Origin of the sequence: Bacillus cereus group sp. RP37, from assembly GCF_040459695.1 — a bacterium.
Classification (GTDB): domain Bacteria; phylum Bacillota; class Bacilli; order Bacillales; family Bacillaceae_G; genus Bacillus_A.
Genome location: NZ_JARVHP010000001.1, coordinates 3,051,478 through 3,067,656, shown reverse-complemented (window position 1 = coordinate 3,067,656; position 16,179 = coordinate 3,051,478). Strand labels below are relative to the sequence as shown.

The window sequence follows — 16,179 nt, the reverse complement described above, 5'->3', positions numbered from 1 at the left end:
AAATAAATTAGACATTTTTTTTAAGTTTTATGATAGTATATTGATTTGTAAGGCCTATTATGAGTAGGTCATATAACTATACCTAATTTAATGGAATTGACGTATGGAGGTACAACATGGGGAATGTTGAAAAATTTGCAACTCTTCTAATAGAAGAACCGAAAAGAGAGCAGTTATTTCCTTTATTTGAAGAAGTGTTTGGAATTACAAGTCAAACATTGAATGATTTTTCGGAGAAAGGGTATTGGGATGATACATATAAAGCTTTATCATTTTTACAAGAAGATAAAGTGATTGCAAATGTTGCGGTATTTTCGCTACCATTGCTAATCAATGGTGAAAGAATAAACGCAAAGGGTATTCAATCGGTAATGACGCATCCAGATTTTCGTAGACAAGGGCTAATGACACATTTATTGGAAAAGGTGATAGTGGAAATCGATAAACAATGTGATTGTACAATGTTGTTTACTGAAAACCCTGAATTATATGCATCATTTGGATTTAAAGTTGTACAGGAATATCTGATGAGTATACCATACGATAAAAATAATAATAACGATTCTCTGCTTAGAAAATTAGATTACTCTGATGAAGAGAATAGACAGTTAATACATGAAACGATCGATAGTAGCCAAAGGCTTTCAAATAAATTTGCAACTATAAACTTCCAGTCCTCATTTTACTTAAATATGTATGACGCGAAATGGAATGAGAAACTGTATTATTCAGAGAAACTAGATGCTCTAATTGTGTATGAAGTAGATAATGAAAAGTTGAAATTATATGGAGTGTTTGCACCAGTAATTCCAGTTTTAGATGAAATATGCGGGGAAATCTCTGAAAGATTTACAGAAATTGAATTTTACTTCTCTCCAGATCAATTAGGGATTGAGGATGTACAGTTTACTGAATTACAGTCTAGTAAGTATTTAATGGTTCGAAGTAATAAAGAATTAGATTTTAAAGGGTATAAATTCCCAGTATTAACGGAGTTTTAAATGTTTATATAGATGTTTTTGATGGAGACATAAGTATAAACACTATTAAAATAGGTTTGTACATGTGAAGTTCACCTGATAATAATGAATTTAAGATTAAATTTTGTAGTTTAACACATATAGATAAAAAAACCGTATTCTTTCTATTTAAGAATACGGTTTTTCTATTTGTGTAATACAAAGCACATTTATTGACCGAGAAGTCATTAATGCTTATCATTTAATAATGTTAAATATTAATTTGCATAATATAATAGAAGTAATAAAAAAATCATAAATAATATGGCTTAAGTAAGGAGGGTAAGAATTATTAATTGGTAATTTCATAGGAAAAGGAGATTATGTATGAAATCATTTCGTAAGTTATTACAGTATTTAAAACCATACATGTTCTTCGCTATTATTGGACCGCTTTTTATGGTACTTGAGGTTGCGATGGACTTAATTCAACCGACTATTATGCAACATATTATTGATGTTGGGATAGCGAATCGAGATATGAATTATGTAATAAAAATGGGGCTTCTAATGATAGGAGCAGCAGCACTTGGTTTAGTTGGAGGACTTGGGTGTATGATGTATTCTACAAAAGCAGCTGTGAATTTCGCTACAGACATACGAAAAAATGTATTTGCGAAAATAGAAACATTTTCTAGTGAAAATCGTGATTCATTTGGAACTGGGAAATTATTAACGATTGTGACAAATGATGTTACTTCTATTCAATCGGCGATGACGATGACATTACGTGTTCTTGTTCGTGGTCCTTTGTTATTTATCGGAAGTATAATCATTGTTTTTGTAACAGCGCGTGAGTTATTTCCTATATTACTCGTAGTCGTTCCAATTTTATTACTTGCCATTATATTTATTGCAAGTAAAGCCAGTGGGACGTTCAAAAGGGTGCAAGAAGCATTAGATAAAGTGAATACAAAGTTACAAGAAAATTTATCTGGTGTACGTGTTATTAAAGCGTATGTAAGACAAAAATATGAGATCACTCAGTTTGGAAATGTTAATACAAATTTAACGAAGATAAATATTCGAGCGGTGCAGCTTATTTCCTTAATGATGCCAATCATTATGTTAGTTGTAAGTGGAGGAATCGTCGCAACATTATGGATTGGTGGAGAAAAAGTATTCAATGGAACTCTTCAAGTAGGAGCTATATTAGCGTTTATAAACTATTTGAACATTATATTAATGTCACTTATGTCTATAAGTATGGTATTTATGCAAATCGCGCGAGCATTTCCGTCTGCGGATCGTGTACAGCAAGTTTTAAATACTGAGGTTGATATTATGAACGAAACAAATGCGCTTGTACCTAAGCAAATTGAGGGGCATATTGACTTTAAAAATGTTAGTTATAGTTACACGAAAAATAATGAATATGTTTTAAAAGATATTTCATTTCGCATATGTAAAGGTGAAAAAGTAGGGATTATCGGTTCTACAGGAAGTGGTAAATCTACTTTAGCAAAACTGTTACCGCGTTTATACGATGTTGATCAAGGTGAAATATGCATTGATGGAATAAATGTTAAGGCATACGATTTACAAAAACTTCGTGGTTCAATAGGTTTTGTACCTCAAAAGGCATTGTTGTTTTCAGGTAGTATAGAAGAGAACCTGCGTTATGGTAAAGAAGATGCAACAAGTGACGAACTGGAAGTAGCGGCTTCATCAGCTTGTGCAACGGAGTTTATTAACAAGCTGGAAGATTCTTATCAATATCATTTAACACAAGGTGCAACGAATTTATCAGGTGGACAAAAACAACGTGTATCAATTGCAAGAGCACTTGTGAGAAAGCCATCTATTCTTGTATTAGATGATTCTACATCAGCAGTTGATGCTAAATCAGAATCTAACATTCAATCGGCATTAAGAAAAGAATATAAAGGAACAACGACATTATTAATTGCCTCTAAAATCTCATCAATAATAGATGCTGATAAAATTCTCGTTTTAGATAACGGTGAATTAGTTGGTGATGGTACACATGAAGAACTGTTAGAACAATGTGAGGTATATCAAGAAATCTATCTTTCCCAAGGTGGTAATTTACATAAAGAAGGTGGGAAAGAACATGCGTAATTTTCAAGGACAATTTGCTAATAAAGGTGGACGTAACGCGCCTAAGATGGGTAAAGCTAAAAATACGAAAGGAACTGTAATGCGAGTATGGAACTATATGGGGTATCAAAAGGCTGCTCTTACGTTCGTTATATTTTTAGTATTTGTTACGACGTTACTTGGGCTATTAGGTCCGTATTTAATGGGAGTAATTATAGATCAATATATTGTACCGAAAGATTTAAGCGGTACGGCGAGAATGTGCTTGTTACTTATTGCGATTTACGGTGTAACGGTATTGTTAACATGGTTACAAACATTTGTCATGGTTAACGTTGCATTAAAAACGATACAAAAAATACGACAAGATATCTTTGAGAAAATCCAAACGCTTTCTTTACGGTTCTTTGATGTACGTTCTCAAGGGGATTTAATGAGTCGTGTGACAAATGATATAGATAATTTGAATCAAGCATTGACACAAAGTGTTGTACAAATTATTTCATCAGCATTAACCTTTATAGGTGTAACGATTGCGATGTTCGCATTAGATTGGGTTTTAGCGATTGTTACTTTAATTACAGTACCTATTATGTTTTTTGTTACAAAAAAACTAGTTGCTTATAGTGGTAAAAACTTTGCAAAGCGTCAAAAAGATTTAGGAGAATTAAATGGATTTATTGAGGAAGCTATAACAGGAGCGGATGTTACAACGTTATACGGGAAAGAAAAAGAAACCGTACAAAATTTCAATAAAATTAATGAACAACTAAGAGTTTCAGCAACGAAGGCGGATACATTTTCAGCTTTTATTTTTCCGAGTATGAATTTTATTAACAACTTAGGTATGGGACTTGTAATTGGGACTGGATCAGTAATGGTTTTAAATGGAATGACAACAGTAGGTGTCATTGCAGCTTTTATTAATTATTCTCGTCAATTCTCAAGACCACTCAGTCAATTCGCAACTTTAATGAATACGATTCAAGCGGCAGTTGCTGGTGGAGAACGTGTCTTTGAAATTATGGATGAAGTACCGGAAATCCAAAATAAAAAAGATGCATTCATTGTACAAAATTTACAAGGGCATGTTGCACTCGAGAATGTTTCATTTGGATATGAGGAAAATAAAACGATTTTAAAAGAAGTGAGTCTTAAGGCACAGCCAGGGGAGACAGTTGCTTTAGTTGGTCCAACCGGATCGGGCAAAACCACAATCATTAACTTGCTAACGCGCTTTTACGATATACAGCAAGGGCAAATTCATATCGATGGAAAAAATATTAAAGATTATGATATTAATTCGTTGCGAAGTAAAATAGGAGTAGTTTTACAAGATACGTATTTATTTGCTGGGACGATTATGGATAATATCCGTTATGGTCGATTAGATGCTAGTGATGAAGAAGTAATTAATGCAGCTAAGGCAGCATCTGCACATTCTTTCATAAAGCATTTACCGAATCAATATGAAACAAAAATTGCTTCAGAAGGATCGAATTTAAGTCAAGGACAGAAACAACTTCTTGCGATTGCAAGGGCAATTTTAGCGGATGCAGATATATTAATTCTCGACGAAGCGACATCTAATATTGATACGAGAACAGAATTACAAATTCAAGAAGGACTGAACAATTTAATGAGAGGTCGAACAAGTTTTGTAATCGCTCATCGACTGAAAACGATTGAAAAAGCAGATCAAATTCTTGTTATTAAAGATGGAAGTATTATGGAAAGAGGGAATCATGAATCTCTTATGGAAGATAGAGGATTTTACTTTGATCTGTATACGAGTCAGTTTAAAATATAATAAGAACTTTGATATGGTGCGGTTTCTCTAGGAAGGAGAAACCGCATTTTTATATTTGCAAACATTACTATCCAAATAGTCATTCACTAAATGTTTTAACTGCGTCTTCTTGTGTCTTAGGTAAAACTTGCGACTAGTGATGTAAGATTATGAAAACGTCTTTATGACCCAACTGTTCACTTACAATCTTTGGATGTACACTTTGTTTCAAAAGTAGTGTTGCATGAGTATGACGTAAACCATGAAATCGACTTTTTAAAAATTTATATTTTATTAAATAAGCCATAAAAATATCTTGAAATCCACCGCGACAAACGCATTTACCTTTTTTGGTACTAACAACTAAATCACAATCCGTATACGTTTGACCAAGTCTTAATTTATCAGTGTTTATTATAATTTTATGTTTTTATAATGTTTCAATTATTTTTCATCAATTGAGACTAATCGTTTGGAACTTGAAGTTTTTGTATCTAGTACAATTATCCAGGTTTACAGTTTGACTAATAACGTGTAAAAAAGCGCTCGTTATAAGTGCTTTTTATTTGTATATAATAGTGAAATAATTGCACTTTGATTATATAACGGCAGTGGAACAAATAGAACGAATAACGGCAATCTTAACGACAATTTTACTATACATTTTAAAAAATCAATAGATAATGCAATTTGAGTTTTATAAAAAAAAGACACTGCTTTCAGTGTCCCAACTTACTACGAGAGTTTTATGAGGAAACTTAAATAGGTGAATTTAAGTTTCTCTATAATATAGGAAACTGTAATTAGAAAATCACTTATTTTTTAAAGGAGTTAATGGATATTTGTAAGTGCTGAAATCTTTATTAAAAATATCTTGTACTAATTGGATAGTTTCATGATCATAAAAACTATCGTATGTTGGGAGGCGTGGGAATAAAGGATCGGTAATATCAGCGTCTGCAAAATTACCTCTAAAAATCGCCCTGTCCTTCTGATGATGCCATGATTTGGTTAGTATGTGTAAAGGAGAAGTTTTGAATTGATATGTTTGTTCTAGATGTACAATTTCGGTAGAGAAATTTTCAAGGTAGATATAATTTGTAACAAACGCTTCTTCGCCGGGTACATACTGTGGTGTCAAATGTGGATCTACTTGTTCTAAATCAGTCATTTGTGATTTTAAGTAATAGAGATAGATTTTAAATGAAATAGGCTTACTACAAATGCTGTTACCATAATAAAAACCCCGAACGGGCTCCCATGCTGGGTTTTCTATGTATGGAGGAGCGATTAATGAGAAGAATGAACTTACAGCTCTTGTATACGGGTTTCTTACTAACTTATAGGTATCCTTTTCTTTTGAATATAAAGCTGCAGCTAATTCAATAAAGTAATCTGAGGAGTTTTTGTATATTTCATTTTCGTAATTATGGATGAAAGAATCGTATTTTATGGCTTGCTTAAATAAATTAATTTGATAAAAAAACCAATGTGCAAGAGAAGTACAACCACTTTTCTGGCTCCAAAATAAAATTAAAGGGAAGTTAGAATTGAAGTGGGGAACGCGCCTGTATTTAATAATATTTGCAAAAGACATTGTTAGCCTCCATTCAGTTATGTCAATTATTTTTAGTTTATGAATAAAGTACTTGGCATATGAACAAGAGAAGAGAAGTAGAATAGATAATTTAAAACAATATAATTTTGAAATGAAGGCGTTATTTTATAGAAATGTGAAAAGAGCACACAGAAAATGTGTACTCATAACAATCTAAATTATTATAGGGACCATGATATATCATCAAGGGCTTTATAAATATAACTATACATACGGTAAAAGAGATACTTTGGATTGTATTTTTGTTTCCAGTTCATAATAATCACCTCTCATACAAATAGTTTAATTATATTATACAGTTTCTAATTTGAATATTAAGAAAAAATGGTATGAATTGAGGTGAATTTAAACAAAATAGTTATATTAATTACAAAGCAGTTGGCTTTTGCTAACTGCTTCACTAACTGGGAGTTCTCTTTATGTAATTTAGATAAAGAAACTAGCCATTAAAAATATAGTTCCTATCAAAATTAGAGAATCAACTAAAATCAAGAACTGTTTTTTCTGTGGTTTTCGAAATTCCTTTATTAATCTAAAAACTGCACTAATTCCGAAACAGATGTATAACAAAATCATTATTGTTTTTAGCATTATTAGCACTCCTGATATATTGATAATTTAATTATATAACGAAAAAAATATTCATGTAAGTTTTTAACAAAATCCTTATTTGAGAGAAAAGGGATTAGTTTAGTTTTGATTCTGCTATTCCCCAACCAATTATAAAAAATAGGCCAAATATGCAATTATCAAACTAGCTACAGCGACTTTTTTCGATGTACCTTTTGGAGCAAAAATAGCCAAAACAATTGAGATAGGTATTAAAAAAGTATATAAATGTTTGAATGCATAGATAATAGATCAAAAAATACGATCAAAGTTAATAAAAATTTCATGTTGTCATAAACAAAGCACTTTTTCAGAAATAAAATATGGATGATTTCTGAAAAGGTTATAGGGTTTAATCCTATTTTTATTACTCAAGTGATGAGCTTAATTTTTAAGAAAGGAATGACTACATTATATGAAAGCTTGTCTAACAGGGTTGCAAATAAAAGAACAGCAACTTTTCGGCTGGTTCTCTAAAAGGGGGAAAGGAGAAAGATTAGGGACATCACTAAATGAGTTATGGCCATCGCCTATCTATATTATTGAAGGGATATTAAATTTTATTCAAAACAACCTAAAAAGAGCGCCTGTAAAAAGTGCTCTTTAAGGGAAAAGTGAGGTATGAAAAAGAAAATTAGGTTTTTTACTTCGAGATAATATATGACCATTGCATCATAATGTGACGATGAATAACAAAAGAACAGCTAGCAAAAGCTAACTGCTCTCCAAATGGAATGAAGTGTGTATTTATATTAGGGTTTAGCTGCCCATATTTCTATTTCAATTTTAATTTCTGGTAATCCTAATTCTGAAATATATCCAATTGTCATTGCTGGGTATTCAGTATTAAATAATTGTTCCCATTCCAAATCCATGTGTTCCCAATCAATTTTTTCTGTTGCCCATATATTCACTTTTATAATGTTCGCAGCAGTTAATTTTTCAGAATCTAAGACTTTACTTACATTTTTAAAAGTGTTACTGATTTGTTCATTCATACTTTCTGGGAATTGACCGTCCTGATTCATCCCGATCTGTCCTGATGACACAAATAACTCTGCGTTTCTAGGGACTTTAGTAATATGTGTATAGTTTCCTACTGGTTCTAGCATATTTGTTGGATTTTTTCTGGTGATTATTCCGTTTCTCATATATTTCACCTCATCATAAAAAATAACTGCGGTTTCTTCTATATCATTTTTAGACACACTTCATCCTATAAAAATGATTTTAGAAAAAAACAGCAGTCGAGTACCCATATCCATTTGATAAAAAATTCATTGATTTTTTCTTCATGATTTTGGTACTCTCCTTTCTTTAAAACGATAAAGTGAAATGCTTATCTTAAATCATACGCGAATAATATCTCAATAGCAACCGGGGGTTAAAGGAAGGAGGATGAATAGTTTAAAATTGGAATAAAATAATCTTTATACGAAAACAAGGTCCTATCTTTATTATAAATAAAAAAGCTAGCTACTCGGTTCTCCAAGGAGGAACAAGGAGAAAATCTAATGTTACTTACATTATTGACAAAATATTGATTTTCATTTAAGGGGGTGTACTAATTATGTAGGTTACATGAGAAGTCCTATTAACATCCAGGCTGCCCCAATGAGAATTAAAGTTTCGAAGGTAATCCAAAACTTTCTTTTTTCTGGTTTTTGCAATTCTTTAATTACAGAAAATATGGCACTTATTCCTACAAGTGTGAAAAGAGCGATTCGGATTGTTTCAGTCATTTGTATCACCACCTAAGATTTGAATAGTTTAATTATATATTAATTACTATTTTATGGAAACTCAATAAAGTAATCCATTTATAAGTAAGTAGATCGAACGGGGCCGTATCGCATGAATCAATTTTCATTTTTTGAAGACATCGATGAAAAGGAGATGCGTAGACTTGTGGTGAAGGAGCTGAAAAACTACAAAACATGGTGCGTCCGGATGAAAAATCAAGAAGATCAGGAAAAACAGCGAAAAGAGAGTGTTTATAAGCTAGTACGTTTATACCTTGAAAAACTAGTTAAGCAAGGAGAAATAAAGGAGGCAGAAGAAGCGTAGAAAGAGATAAGGTGTTTGGAGTTTATTAGGAATATAATAGTGAAATAACTAATCGTAAATGTGAGGATACAACTTTGATTTGTATACGAGTCAGTTTAAAATATAATATAGTGCGGTTTCTCTAGAAAGGAGAAACCGCATTTTTATATTTATAAAGATAATTAGAAATATAGACTTGCAATTTTTTAGATACACGAATTGTTAACAAATACTAGCAACTTCAGTGACAGATGGAAGAATTAATTTACGTGGTATTGTAATAATCTCAAGAGCAATCTGTGCCGAATAGAGCAGTATTGGAGTTAACTCTAAAGCGTGAGTTAATAATAATATAAAGCTTGTTAAGATTGCAAAGCTTCCCCAAAAGAAACTTTTTGAAGTGTTGCGGAAATCTTTTATTAAGGAAAAGAAAGAAAAAAATGCTGTAACAATGAGAATCAAAAATTTATACTTATCAGCCATTAAACCCCTCCTAAAGAACAATAACTTATATTATAGCGTATTTTTTGTATTATAATAAAAAGATTTTGAAATAAATAGGTTAATGCCGCAACTTAAAATATTAGCTGTGGTTTTATTTATGAGTTCTTTGTTTTAGAAAATATATTATTTAGAATTAAAAATTAAACTAGTGCCCTAATTTTTGTTTGCTGGAGATGTACTGGATATTTGACCGGACAATAAGACGAGCTTTGAATATAGTAATAAAAAAAGGGGATGTTGAACAATGGCTAGATATAGTTTACATGGAGGGCACAATAGTATTGTGCAGGGTGCGAATTATGGAAATCGGAAAGAACACATTATGGATCGCCAAGTTAAGGATGCGGTTGTCGCTAAATTAAGAGCATTAGGGCATACAGTTTATGATGATACTGATGAGGTAGGGACAACGCAGGCACAAAATTTAAATAACATAGTATCGAAAACAAACTCACATGATGTAGACTTAGTAGTTTCATTTCACTTAAACTCATATGATACGAAAGCGAATGGTGTTGAAGTACTTTACTATGATCAACAAGCTTTATCAGCAAAGATAGCAGCGCAACTTTCAAAAGATATTGGCTGGTCAAATCGTGGCGCGAAGGAGCGAAAAGACCTTTATGTATTAGCGAATACGAAAGCACCTGCAATTTTAATTGAACTTGGATTTATCGATAATGAAGCAGATATGTCAAAATGGAATCCAGATAAGATTGCAAATTCAATTGTTTATGCATTAACTGGGCAATCTGCTGGGACAACTCCGCCATCCCAAAAAAATATCATTCAATCAGGAGCTTTTTCACCATATGAAACACCTGATGTAATGGGAGCATTAACGTCCCTAAAAATGACAGCTAACTTCATCTTACAATCTGACGGTCTAACATATTTTATCTCTGAACCAACTTCAGATGCGCAACTTAAAGGTATGACGGATTACCTTGATCGTAAAGGCTGGTGGTATGAAGTTAAGTAAAGATTTGAGTTTAGTGGAACAGAATGTTTAAAAATCAATAGTCAAAAAAAGAGGATTACTTACAATGAGTAATCCTCTTTTTTATTTTATCTCGTATAAATAAGATTGGATATATAAGATTACCGCCTTAAAACTTAATAAGTAATGCATGTATGCGGGAGGTTCATTGAGTATATCAGCTATATTTGTAAAACATACTTTTAAACAGAAATGGAATACAGAGTTTGAATTTAATTGATTACAATTGAAAAAGCACTGAAAACTAATAAAACGGCCATAATGATGTTAAAAGATTTAGTATGTTTTAATAAAAGTTTTTGGAACATGGAACCAAATAAGCTCCAACTAAATGTACTCATTAACCCGACTACACCTAGAAATAATGAGAAGAGTAGAAAACTTGAATATGAATTATAGTAAGGGAGAATAAAAGTAGACACTACAGTCAGGCCGAATAGTATCCCTTTAGGGTTAACAAACTGAAGAAAAATCCCCACTGTAAATAAGTTTTTATTATGTTTTTCATCGGGATCTGTACTAGTTTTACTAGTAAGTATTTTAAAAGCTAAATATAGCATATATGCTACACCTAAAATTTTTAAAGGAAATTCGATTATGGGTAGGATATTAATTAGTACAATATTAAAGAAACTACATAAGGAAGTGAGGATGAAAAACCCGAAAGCTACTCCGAAGCAAAATTGCATACTCCTTTTTAAACCATGTTGATTAGCATATGTCATAGCTAAAAAATTGTTAGGACCGGGTGTGAAGCTACTAATAAAAACAAATAACAAAAAAGAAAATATCGGCATTTCAAAACCCCCTAATTATTTGTGTATGTTATAATGACCGAAAAGAACAATATAACGTGTGCTCTTTATTATACATAACGGTCGTTATATTGTATATAGTGTAGGGGTGTTTCTTATGGAAGAAATTCAACTTATTTTGGCGAAAAATTTAAAAACAATACGAGAGAAAGAAAAAATGAGTTTGGAAAAGGTCTCGCAATTAACGGGTGTGAGTAAAACGATGATTGGACAAATTGAACGAGGGGAGTCAAGTCCAACATTAACAACGATATGGAAAATTGCTAATGGTTTGAAAGTGTCTTTTACTTCTTTAATCAATAATCCGCAACCAGATACGAAAGTTGTTTTACGAAATGATGTTCAAGTATTATCAGAAGACAATGGGAGATATAAAGTGTATCCTTCTTTTCCTTTTCAAGATGATAGGAACTTTGAAATCTATACGGTTGAAATTGAAACAGAAGGAAAATTAAGTTCGGAAGGCCATAAAGAAGGGACCGAAGAATTTATAACGGTGTTTGAAGGGGAATTGATAATTGAAATAAATGATTGTCAATATACATTAAATAGCGGAGATGCAATTTGCTTTAAGGCGGATAGACCGCACTCTTATCATAATTCCGGAAGTACGCTAACTCGGTTAAGTATGACCATTTATTATCCAGCTGCATAAACTTACAATTGCATCAAGAATATAAAGAAATGTGTGTTGATAAACCATCTATAAGAGATGGTTTTATTTTTTAAAATTCATAAAAAAAGACACTCGTTTGAGTGTCGACATAGTATTGCTTTCGCGTATAGGATTGGAGTATGTTTCTCAAATACGTTTTGAGATGGTTCGCATTTTGGGAAACTGTCTTCTTATTCAATGTAACATTGGCAGGGAGAAGTGTAAATTGATAATGTATATACGGAAAATTTAGTATAGATGGTTATTACTATGAGTATAGTACAAATTGTTTTTATTGCTTAATCACTGTCGTGAAATTATTGAAATATTATTAGCTTTAGGAATGACGTAATAGTTACTACTTTAGCAGCTAAGAATGTTTATTATAAAAAAGAATGAATCATTTATTAATCGATTCGTATAATTGTTAAAGAGGCACCTGTTGAACCACCTCCAACTAAATTAACTATGGATAATACGCCGAATATTTGAAGGGAAATTGTATTACCAGCAATTAAATTGGTTATTAAATTATTATTATAGTTTGAAGTTGATATTGCGGGTGAAAAAATAGATCCGGGAAGTGGAGTCGAAGAGTTTAATAGTAGCCTTGTACCAGCAAGTAGAGAAGTTGTTGTATTAATTTGATAGGTTAAATAATATCTTCCAGTAACAGGAATTGTATATATATCATTTGTAGCGTTCACTGTAAAATTACCGAGACTTTGGTTATTAGAAAGTGGAATATTAGTTCCACCTAATATGACTGAGATGGGACCACCTAATGTATTATTAGCGAACATAGAGTCTATTGTAATAATGGGTCCAGTAATGCCTGTAGGACCGGTATTACCTGTGGGCCCAGTAGGACCTGTCAGTCTGTATGGAAGAATAATTTCAAGAGCCAGTGATAATAGTTCTTTTTTCATTTTTTCATTCTTATCTTGAATATAAATCACCTCATTTTTAAATTAGAATGTAACCGATTTAGTATTTTGAAATGGAACTATCATTTTATTATATTAATACTACTAGTTATAGCAACGGTAAAAAGTTTACTATATGTAAAAATCATTTGAGAATGAAAAAAGTAGTTATGAAATTCTTCTAAAATGATAGATGTATTATTTTGTTAAGTAGTAAACAAAAATGTGGAACGAGGTATTAAAGTGAAGCGAGAAAATAAATTATCAATAAATAAAGCTATGATAGAACCTGAAAACATTGGACCTACGTTTCCAGTTCTTCCCCCAATTTATATTCCAACGGGCCCAACGGGAATGACCGGTCCGACGGGTCCAACTGGTTTAACGGGAGTAACAGGCCCGACCGGTTTAACGGGATCACCGGGAGTAACAGGCCCGACCGGTTTAACGGGATCACCGGGAGTAACAGGTCCAACTGGTTTAACGGGATCACCGGGAGTAACAGGCCCGACCGGTTTAACGGGATCACCGGGAGTAACAGGTCCAACTGGTTTAACAGGATCACCGGGAGTAACAGGAGTAACAGGTCCAACTGGTTTAACAGGATCACCGGGAGTAACAGGCCCGACCGGTTTAACAGGTGCGACTGGTTTAACAGGGGCAACGGGTCCAACTGGAGTTATTGGACCAATAACAACAACTAATTTATTATTTTACACTTTTTCAGATGGAGAAAAACTTATATATACAGATTCAGATGGGATAGCTCAATATGGTACAACACACATATTACCTCCTGATGAGGTTTCCTATATTAATTTGTTTATTAATGGAATACTTCAACCACAACCATTATATCAGGTTAGTAATGGTCAGCTAACTTTATTGGATAATCAACCACCAACGCAAGGTTCTTCAATTATTTTGCAATTCATCATTATTAATTAAAAAAGACAGATTCTTAAATAAAAAGAATCTGTCTTTTTGTTCTACATTAAAGTAGATAAACTAAGTGACGATAAATTCGATTGTAATTGGAATTCCGCCGTCTAATGCATCTCCGCCAGGAATTGTAATAGCACCAGTAGGTCCAGTAGTAATACTGGAGTTCACACTAGGTTGAAGAATGCCGTTTACATAAAAGTTGTAATACGTAAAAGTCGGAAAAGCAGTTGCAGTAGTACCAGCATCGTTTAAACAAGTTGTAGCAGCAATTGCAAAAGCTGCACCTGTTCCTGTTCCAGCTCCTAGTGTAGATGTAAATCTTCTAGATGCCATAAATGGTTGGATGATTGGCAATTAATTCTCACTCCTTACAATATTTTATTAGAACGAAGTATAAAATAACTTGTCCACTATATTGTATGAGAGTTTTTTATAATAGAAACGGCTTCCCTTTTATAAGGTGAGCCCAATTTTAGTAAAGAAATGTTCTTTACTTATATGAAAAAATGATGTTGTTACTTGCGGAATGTATATTAATCGTAAATTCGAGTTTTGTATTCAACTTAAAATGTGTCTTTGGCTCTAAGAGATAAACGTGGAAAAATAAAATAAACTCTTAAGTTTAGGTGTTTAATCTAAGCAGTCAATTATTAAAAACATATAATTAATATGTGAGTCATGAACATAATTAAATAACGTTTTCAAGTTTGATTATCATTCATGTTTCCTATTTTAAGAGAAACATATAACTCAACTACTTTTTTCAATCGCATCTTTTATAGTACTTAGAATAGGAAAACACTCAACTATAAGAAAAGTAAGGAGGAAATAAATGAAACATAATGATTGTTTTGATCATAATAACTGCAATCCGATTGTTTTTTCAGCAGATTGTTGTAAAAATCCACAGTCAGTTCCTATTACTAGGGAACAATTAAGTCAATTAATTACTTTACTAAACTCATTAGTATCAGCTATTTCAGCATTTTTTGCAAATCCAAGTAATGCAAACAGATTAGTGTTACTCGATTTATTTAATCAATTTTTAATTTTCTTAAATTCCTTATTACCTTCTCCAGAAGTTAATTTTTTGAAACAATTAACTCAAAGTATTATAGTTTTATTACAATCTCCAGCACCTAATTTAGGACAATTGTCAACATTATTGCAACAATTTTATAGCGCCCTTGCACAATTCTTCTTCGCTTTAGATCTTATCCCTATATCCTGCAACTCAAATGTTGATTCTGCAACTTTACAACTTCTTTTTAATTTATTAATTCAATTAATCAATGCTACTCCAGGGGCGACAGGTCCAACAGGTCCAACAGGTCCAACAGGTCCAACAGGTCCAACAGGTCCAGCAGGAACCGGAGCAGGTCCAACGGGAGCAACAGGAGCAACAGGTCCAACAGGCCCAACAGGAGCGACAGGTCCAGCAGGTACTGGTGGAGCAACAGGAGTAACAGGAGCAACAGGCCCAACGGGAGCAACAGGAGTAACAGGAGCAACAGGCTTAACAGGAGCGACAGGTCCAACAGGAGCAACAGGAGCAACAGGTCCAACAGGTCCAACAGGAGCAACAGGAGTAACAGGAGCAACAGGCTTAACAGGAGCAACTGGTGGCGGAGCTATTATTCCATTTGCTTCAGGTACAACACCATCTGCGTTAGTTAACGCGTTAATAGCTAATACAGGAACTCTTCTTGGATTTGGATTTAGTCAGCCTGGTGTAGCTTTAACTGGTGGAACAAGTATCACATTAGCATTAGGTATAGGTGATTATGCATTTGTAGCACCACGCGCAGGAACTATTACGTCATTAGCAGGTTTCTTTAGTGCAACAGCTGCATTAGCTCCATTATCACCTGTTCAAGTGCAGATACAAATATTAACTGCACCTCCAGCAAGTAATACGTTTACAGTACAAGGCGCACCTCTATTATTAACACCAGCATTTGCCGCAATAGCGATTGGTTCTACAGCATCAGGGATCATAGCTGAAGCTATTCCAGTAGCAGCTGGGGATAAAATACTGTTATATGTTTCGTTAACAGCAGCAAGTCCAATAGCTGCAGTAGCTGGATTTGTAAGTGCAGGTATTAATATCGTCTAGTTTGTCATAATGTCTGTTTGAAATTTGAACTGGCATTTGTATATAGCCCTTCCTAATTATATTAGGAAGGGCTATA

Annotated in this window: 16 protein-coding genes; 8 read left to right on the top strand and 8 right to left on the bottom strand. The window is 32.9% G+C overall.

Annotated elements, in window-relative coordinates:
* Positions 1–116: 116 nt before the first annotated feature.
* From QCI44_RS16305 to QCI44_RS16295, 3 genes are all read left to right on the top strand, one after another.
* Complete coding sequence (locus QCI44_RS16305; protein ID WP_353811333.1) at positions 117–1,001, top strand: GNAT family N-acetyltransferase; 885 nt, start codon at positions 117–119, stop codon at positions 999–1,001.
* 345 nt (positions 1,002–1,346) lie between these two features.
* Entirely contained in the window at positions 1,347–3,101 is a 1,755-nt protein-coding gene (locus QCI44_RS16300) for an ABC transporter ATP-binding protein (RefSeq protein WP_353811332.1), read from the top strand.
* Positions 3,094–4,890: an ABC transporter ATP-binding protein gene (locus tag QCI44_RS16295; RefSeq protein ID WP_016134482.1), complete on the top strand. Its 1,797-nt coding sequence runs from the start codon at positions 3,094–3,096 to the stop codon at positions 4,888–4,890. Before QCI44_RS16300 ends, QCI44_RS16295 begins: the two co-directional genes overlap by 8 nt.
* A gap of 133 nt (positions 4,891–5,023) precedes the next feature.
* Here the strand turns inward: QCI44_RS16295 and QCI44_RS16290 are convergent, their stop codons facing one another.
* From QCI44_RS16290 to QCI44_RS16275, 4 genes are all read right to left on the bottom strand, one after another.
* Positions 5,024–5,284 carry a tyrosine-type recombinase/integrase gene (locus tag QCI44_RS16290; protein ID WP_223261060.1) on the bottom strand — a complete coding sequence of 87 codons (261 nt, stop codon included), beginning with the start codon at positions 5,282–5,284 and terminating at the stop codon, positions 5,024–5,026.
* A gap of 396 nt (positions 5,285–5,680) precedes the next feature.
* On the bottom strand, positions 5,681–6,466 hold the full coding sequence (locus QCI44_RS16285) for a sulfotransferase family 2 domain-containing protein (RefSeq protein ID WP_016134483.1): 786 nt from the start codon (positions 6,464–6,466) through the stop codon (positions 5,681–5,683).
* A 1,382-nt stretch (positions 6,467–7,848) separates the two neighbouring features.
* Positions 7,849–8,247: a RidA family protein gene (locus QCI44_RS16280; protein ID WP_353811533.1), complete on the bottom strand. Its 399-nt coding sequence runs from the start codon at positions 8,245–8,247 to the stop codon at positions 7,849–7,851.
* 426 nt (positions 8,248–8,673) lie between these two features.
* Positions 8,674–8,838, bottom strand: coding sequence for a hypothetical protein (locus QCI44_RS16275; RefSeq protein ID WP_016134486.1), 165 nt, complete (start codon positions 8,836–8,838; stop codon positions 8,674–8,676).
* A 112-nt stretch (positions 8,839–8,950) separates the two neighbouring features.
* On the opposite strand from QCI44_RS16275, the gene QCI44_RS16270 reads away from it, so the two are divergent.
* Positions 8,951–9,163 carry a hypothetical protein gene (locus QCI44_RS16270; protein WP_082181394.1) on the top strand — a complete coding sequence of 71 codons (213 nt, stop codon included), beginning with the start codon at positions 8,951–8,953 and terminating at the stop codon, positions 9,161–9,163.
* 201 nt (positions 9,164–9,364) lie between these two features.
* On the opposite strand, the gene QCI44_RS16265 is transcribed toward QCI44_RS16270, so the two are convergent.
* Positions 9,365–9,625: a hypothetical protein gene (locus QCI44_RS16265; protein WP_016087889.1), complete on the bottom strand. Its 261-nt coding sequence runs from the start codon at positions 9,623–9,625 to the stop codon at positions 9,365–9,367.
* Between the two features lie 265 nt (positions 9,626–9,890).
* On the opposite strand from QCI44_RS16265, the gene QCI44_RS16260 reads away from it, so the two are divergent.
* Positions 9,891–10,628, top strand: coding sequence for an N-acetylmuramoyl-L-alanine amidase (locus tag QCI44_RS16260; protein WP_353811331.1), 738 nt, complete (start codon positions 9,891–9,893; stop codon positions 10,626–10,628).
* A 230-nt stretch (positions 10,629–10,858) separates the two neighbouring features.
* Here the strand turns inward: QCI44_RS16260 and QCI44_RS16255 are convergent, their stop codons facing one another.
* Positions 10,859–11,443, bottom strand: a complete 585-nt coding sequence (locus tag QCI44_RS16255) for a LysE family transporter (RefSeq protein WP_087980419.1) — start codon at positions 11,441–11,443, stop codon at positions 10,859–10,861.
* Positions 11,444–11,501: 58 nt separating this feature from the next.
* Here QCI44_RS16255 and QCI44_RS16250 point away from each other — a divergent pair, with 58 nt between their 5' ends.
* The gene (locus QCI44_RS16250; RefSeq protein WP_097908792.1) at positions 11,502–12,116 is read left to right on the top strand and encodes a helix-turn-helix domain-containing protein; all 615 of its coding nucleotides are present in this window, start codon (positions 11,502–11,504) and stop codon (positions 12,114–12,116) included.
* Between the two features lie 407 nt (positions 12,117–12,523).
* On the opposite strand, the gene QCI44_RS16245 is transcribed toward QCI44_RS16250, so the two are convergent.
* Entirely contained in the window at positions 12,524–13,075 is a 552-nt protein-coding gene (locus QCI44_RS16245) for a BclA C-terminal domain-containing protein (RefSeq protein WP_353811330.1), read from the bottom strand.
* Positions 13,076–13,285: 210 nt separating this feature from the next.
* Here QCI44_RS16245 and QCI44_RS16240 point away from each other — a divergent pair, with 210 nt between their 5' ends.
* Positions 13,286–13,990: a DUF4183 domain-containing protein gene (locus QCI44_RS16240; protein ID WP_353811329.1), complete on the top strand. Its 705-nt coding sequence runs from the start codon at positions 13,286–13,288 to the stop codon at positions 13,988–13,990.
* Between the two features lie 60 nt (positions 13,991–14,050).
* Here the strand turns inward: QCI44_RS16240 and QCI44_RS16235 are convergent, their stop codons facing one another.
* On the bottom strand, positions 14,051–14,341 hold the full coding sequence (locus tag QCI44_RS16235; protein ID WP_353811328.1) for a DUF4183 domain-containing protein: 291 nt from the start codon (positions 14,339–14,341) through the stop codon (positions 14,051–14,053).
* A gap of 478 nt (positions 14,342–14,819) precedes the next feature.
* On the opposite strand from QCI44_RS16235, the gene exsJ reads away from it, so the two are divergent.
* Positions 14,820–16,103, top strand: a complete 1,284-nt coding sequence (gene exsJ / locus QCI44_RS16230) for an exosporium protein ExsJ (protein WP_353811327.1) — start codon at positions 14,820–14,822, stop codon at positions 16,101–16,103.
* Positions 16,104–16,179: the final 76 nt, after the last annotated feature.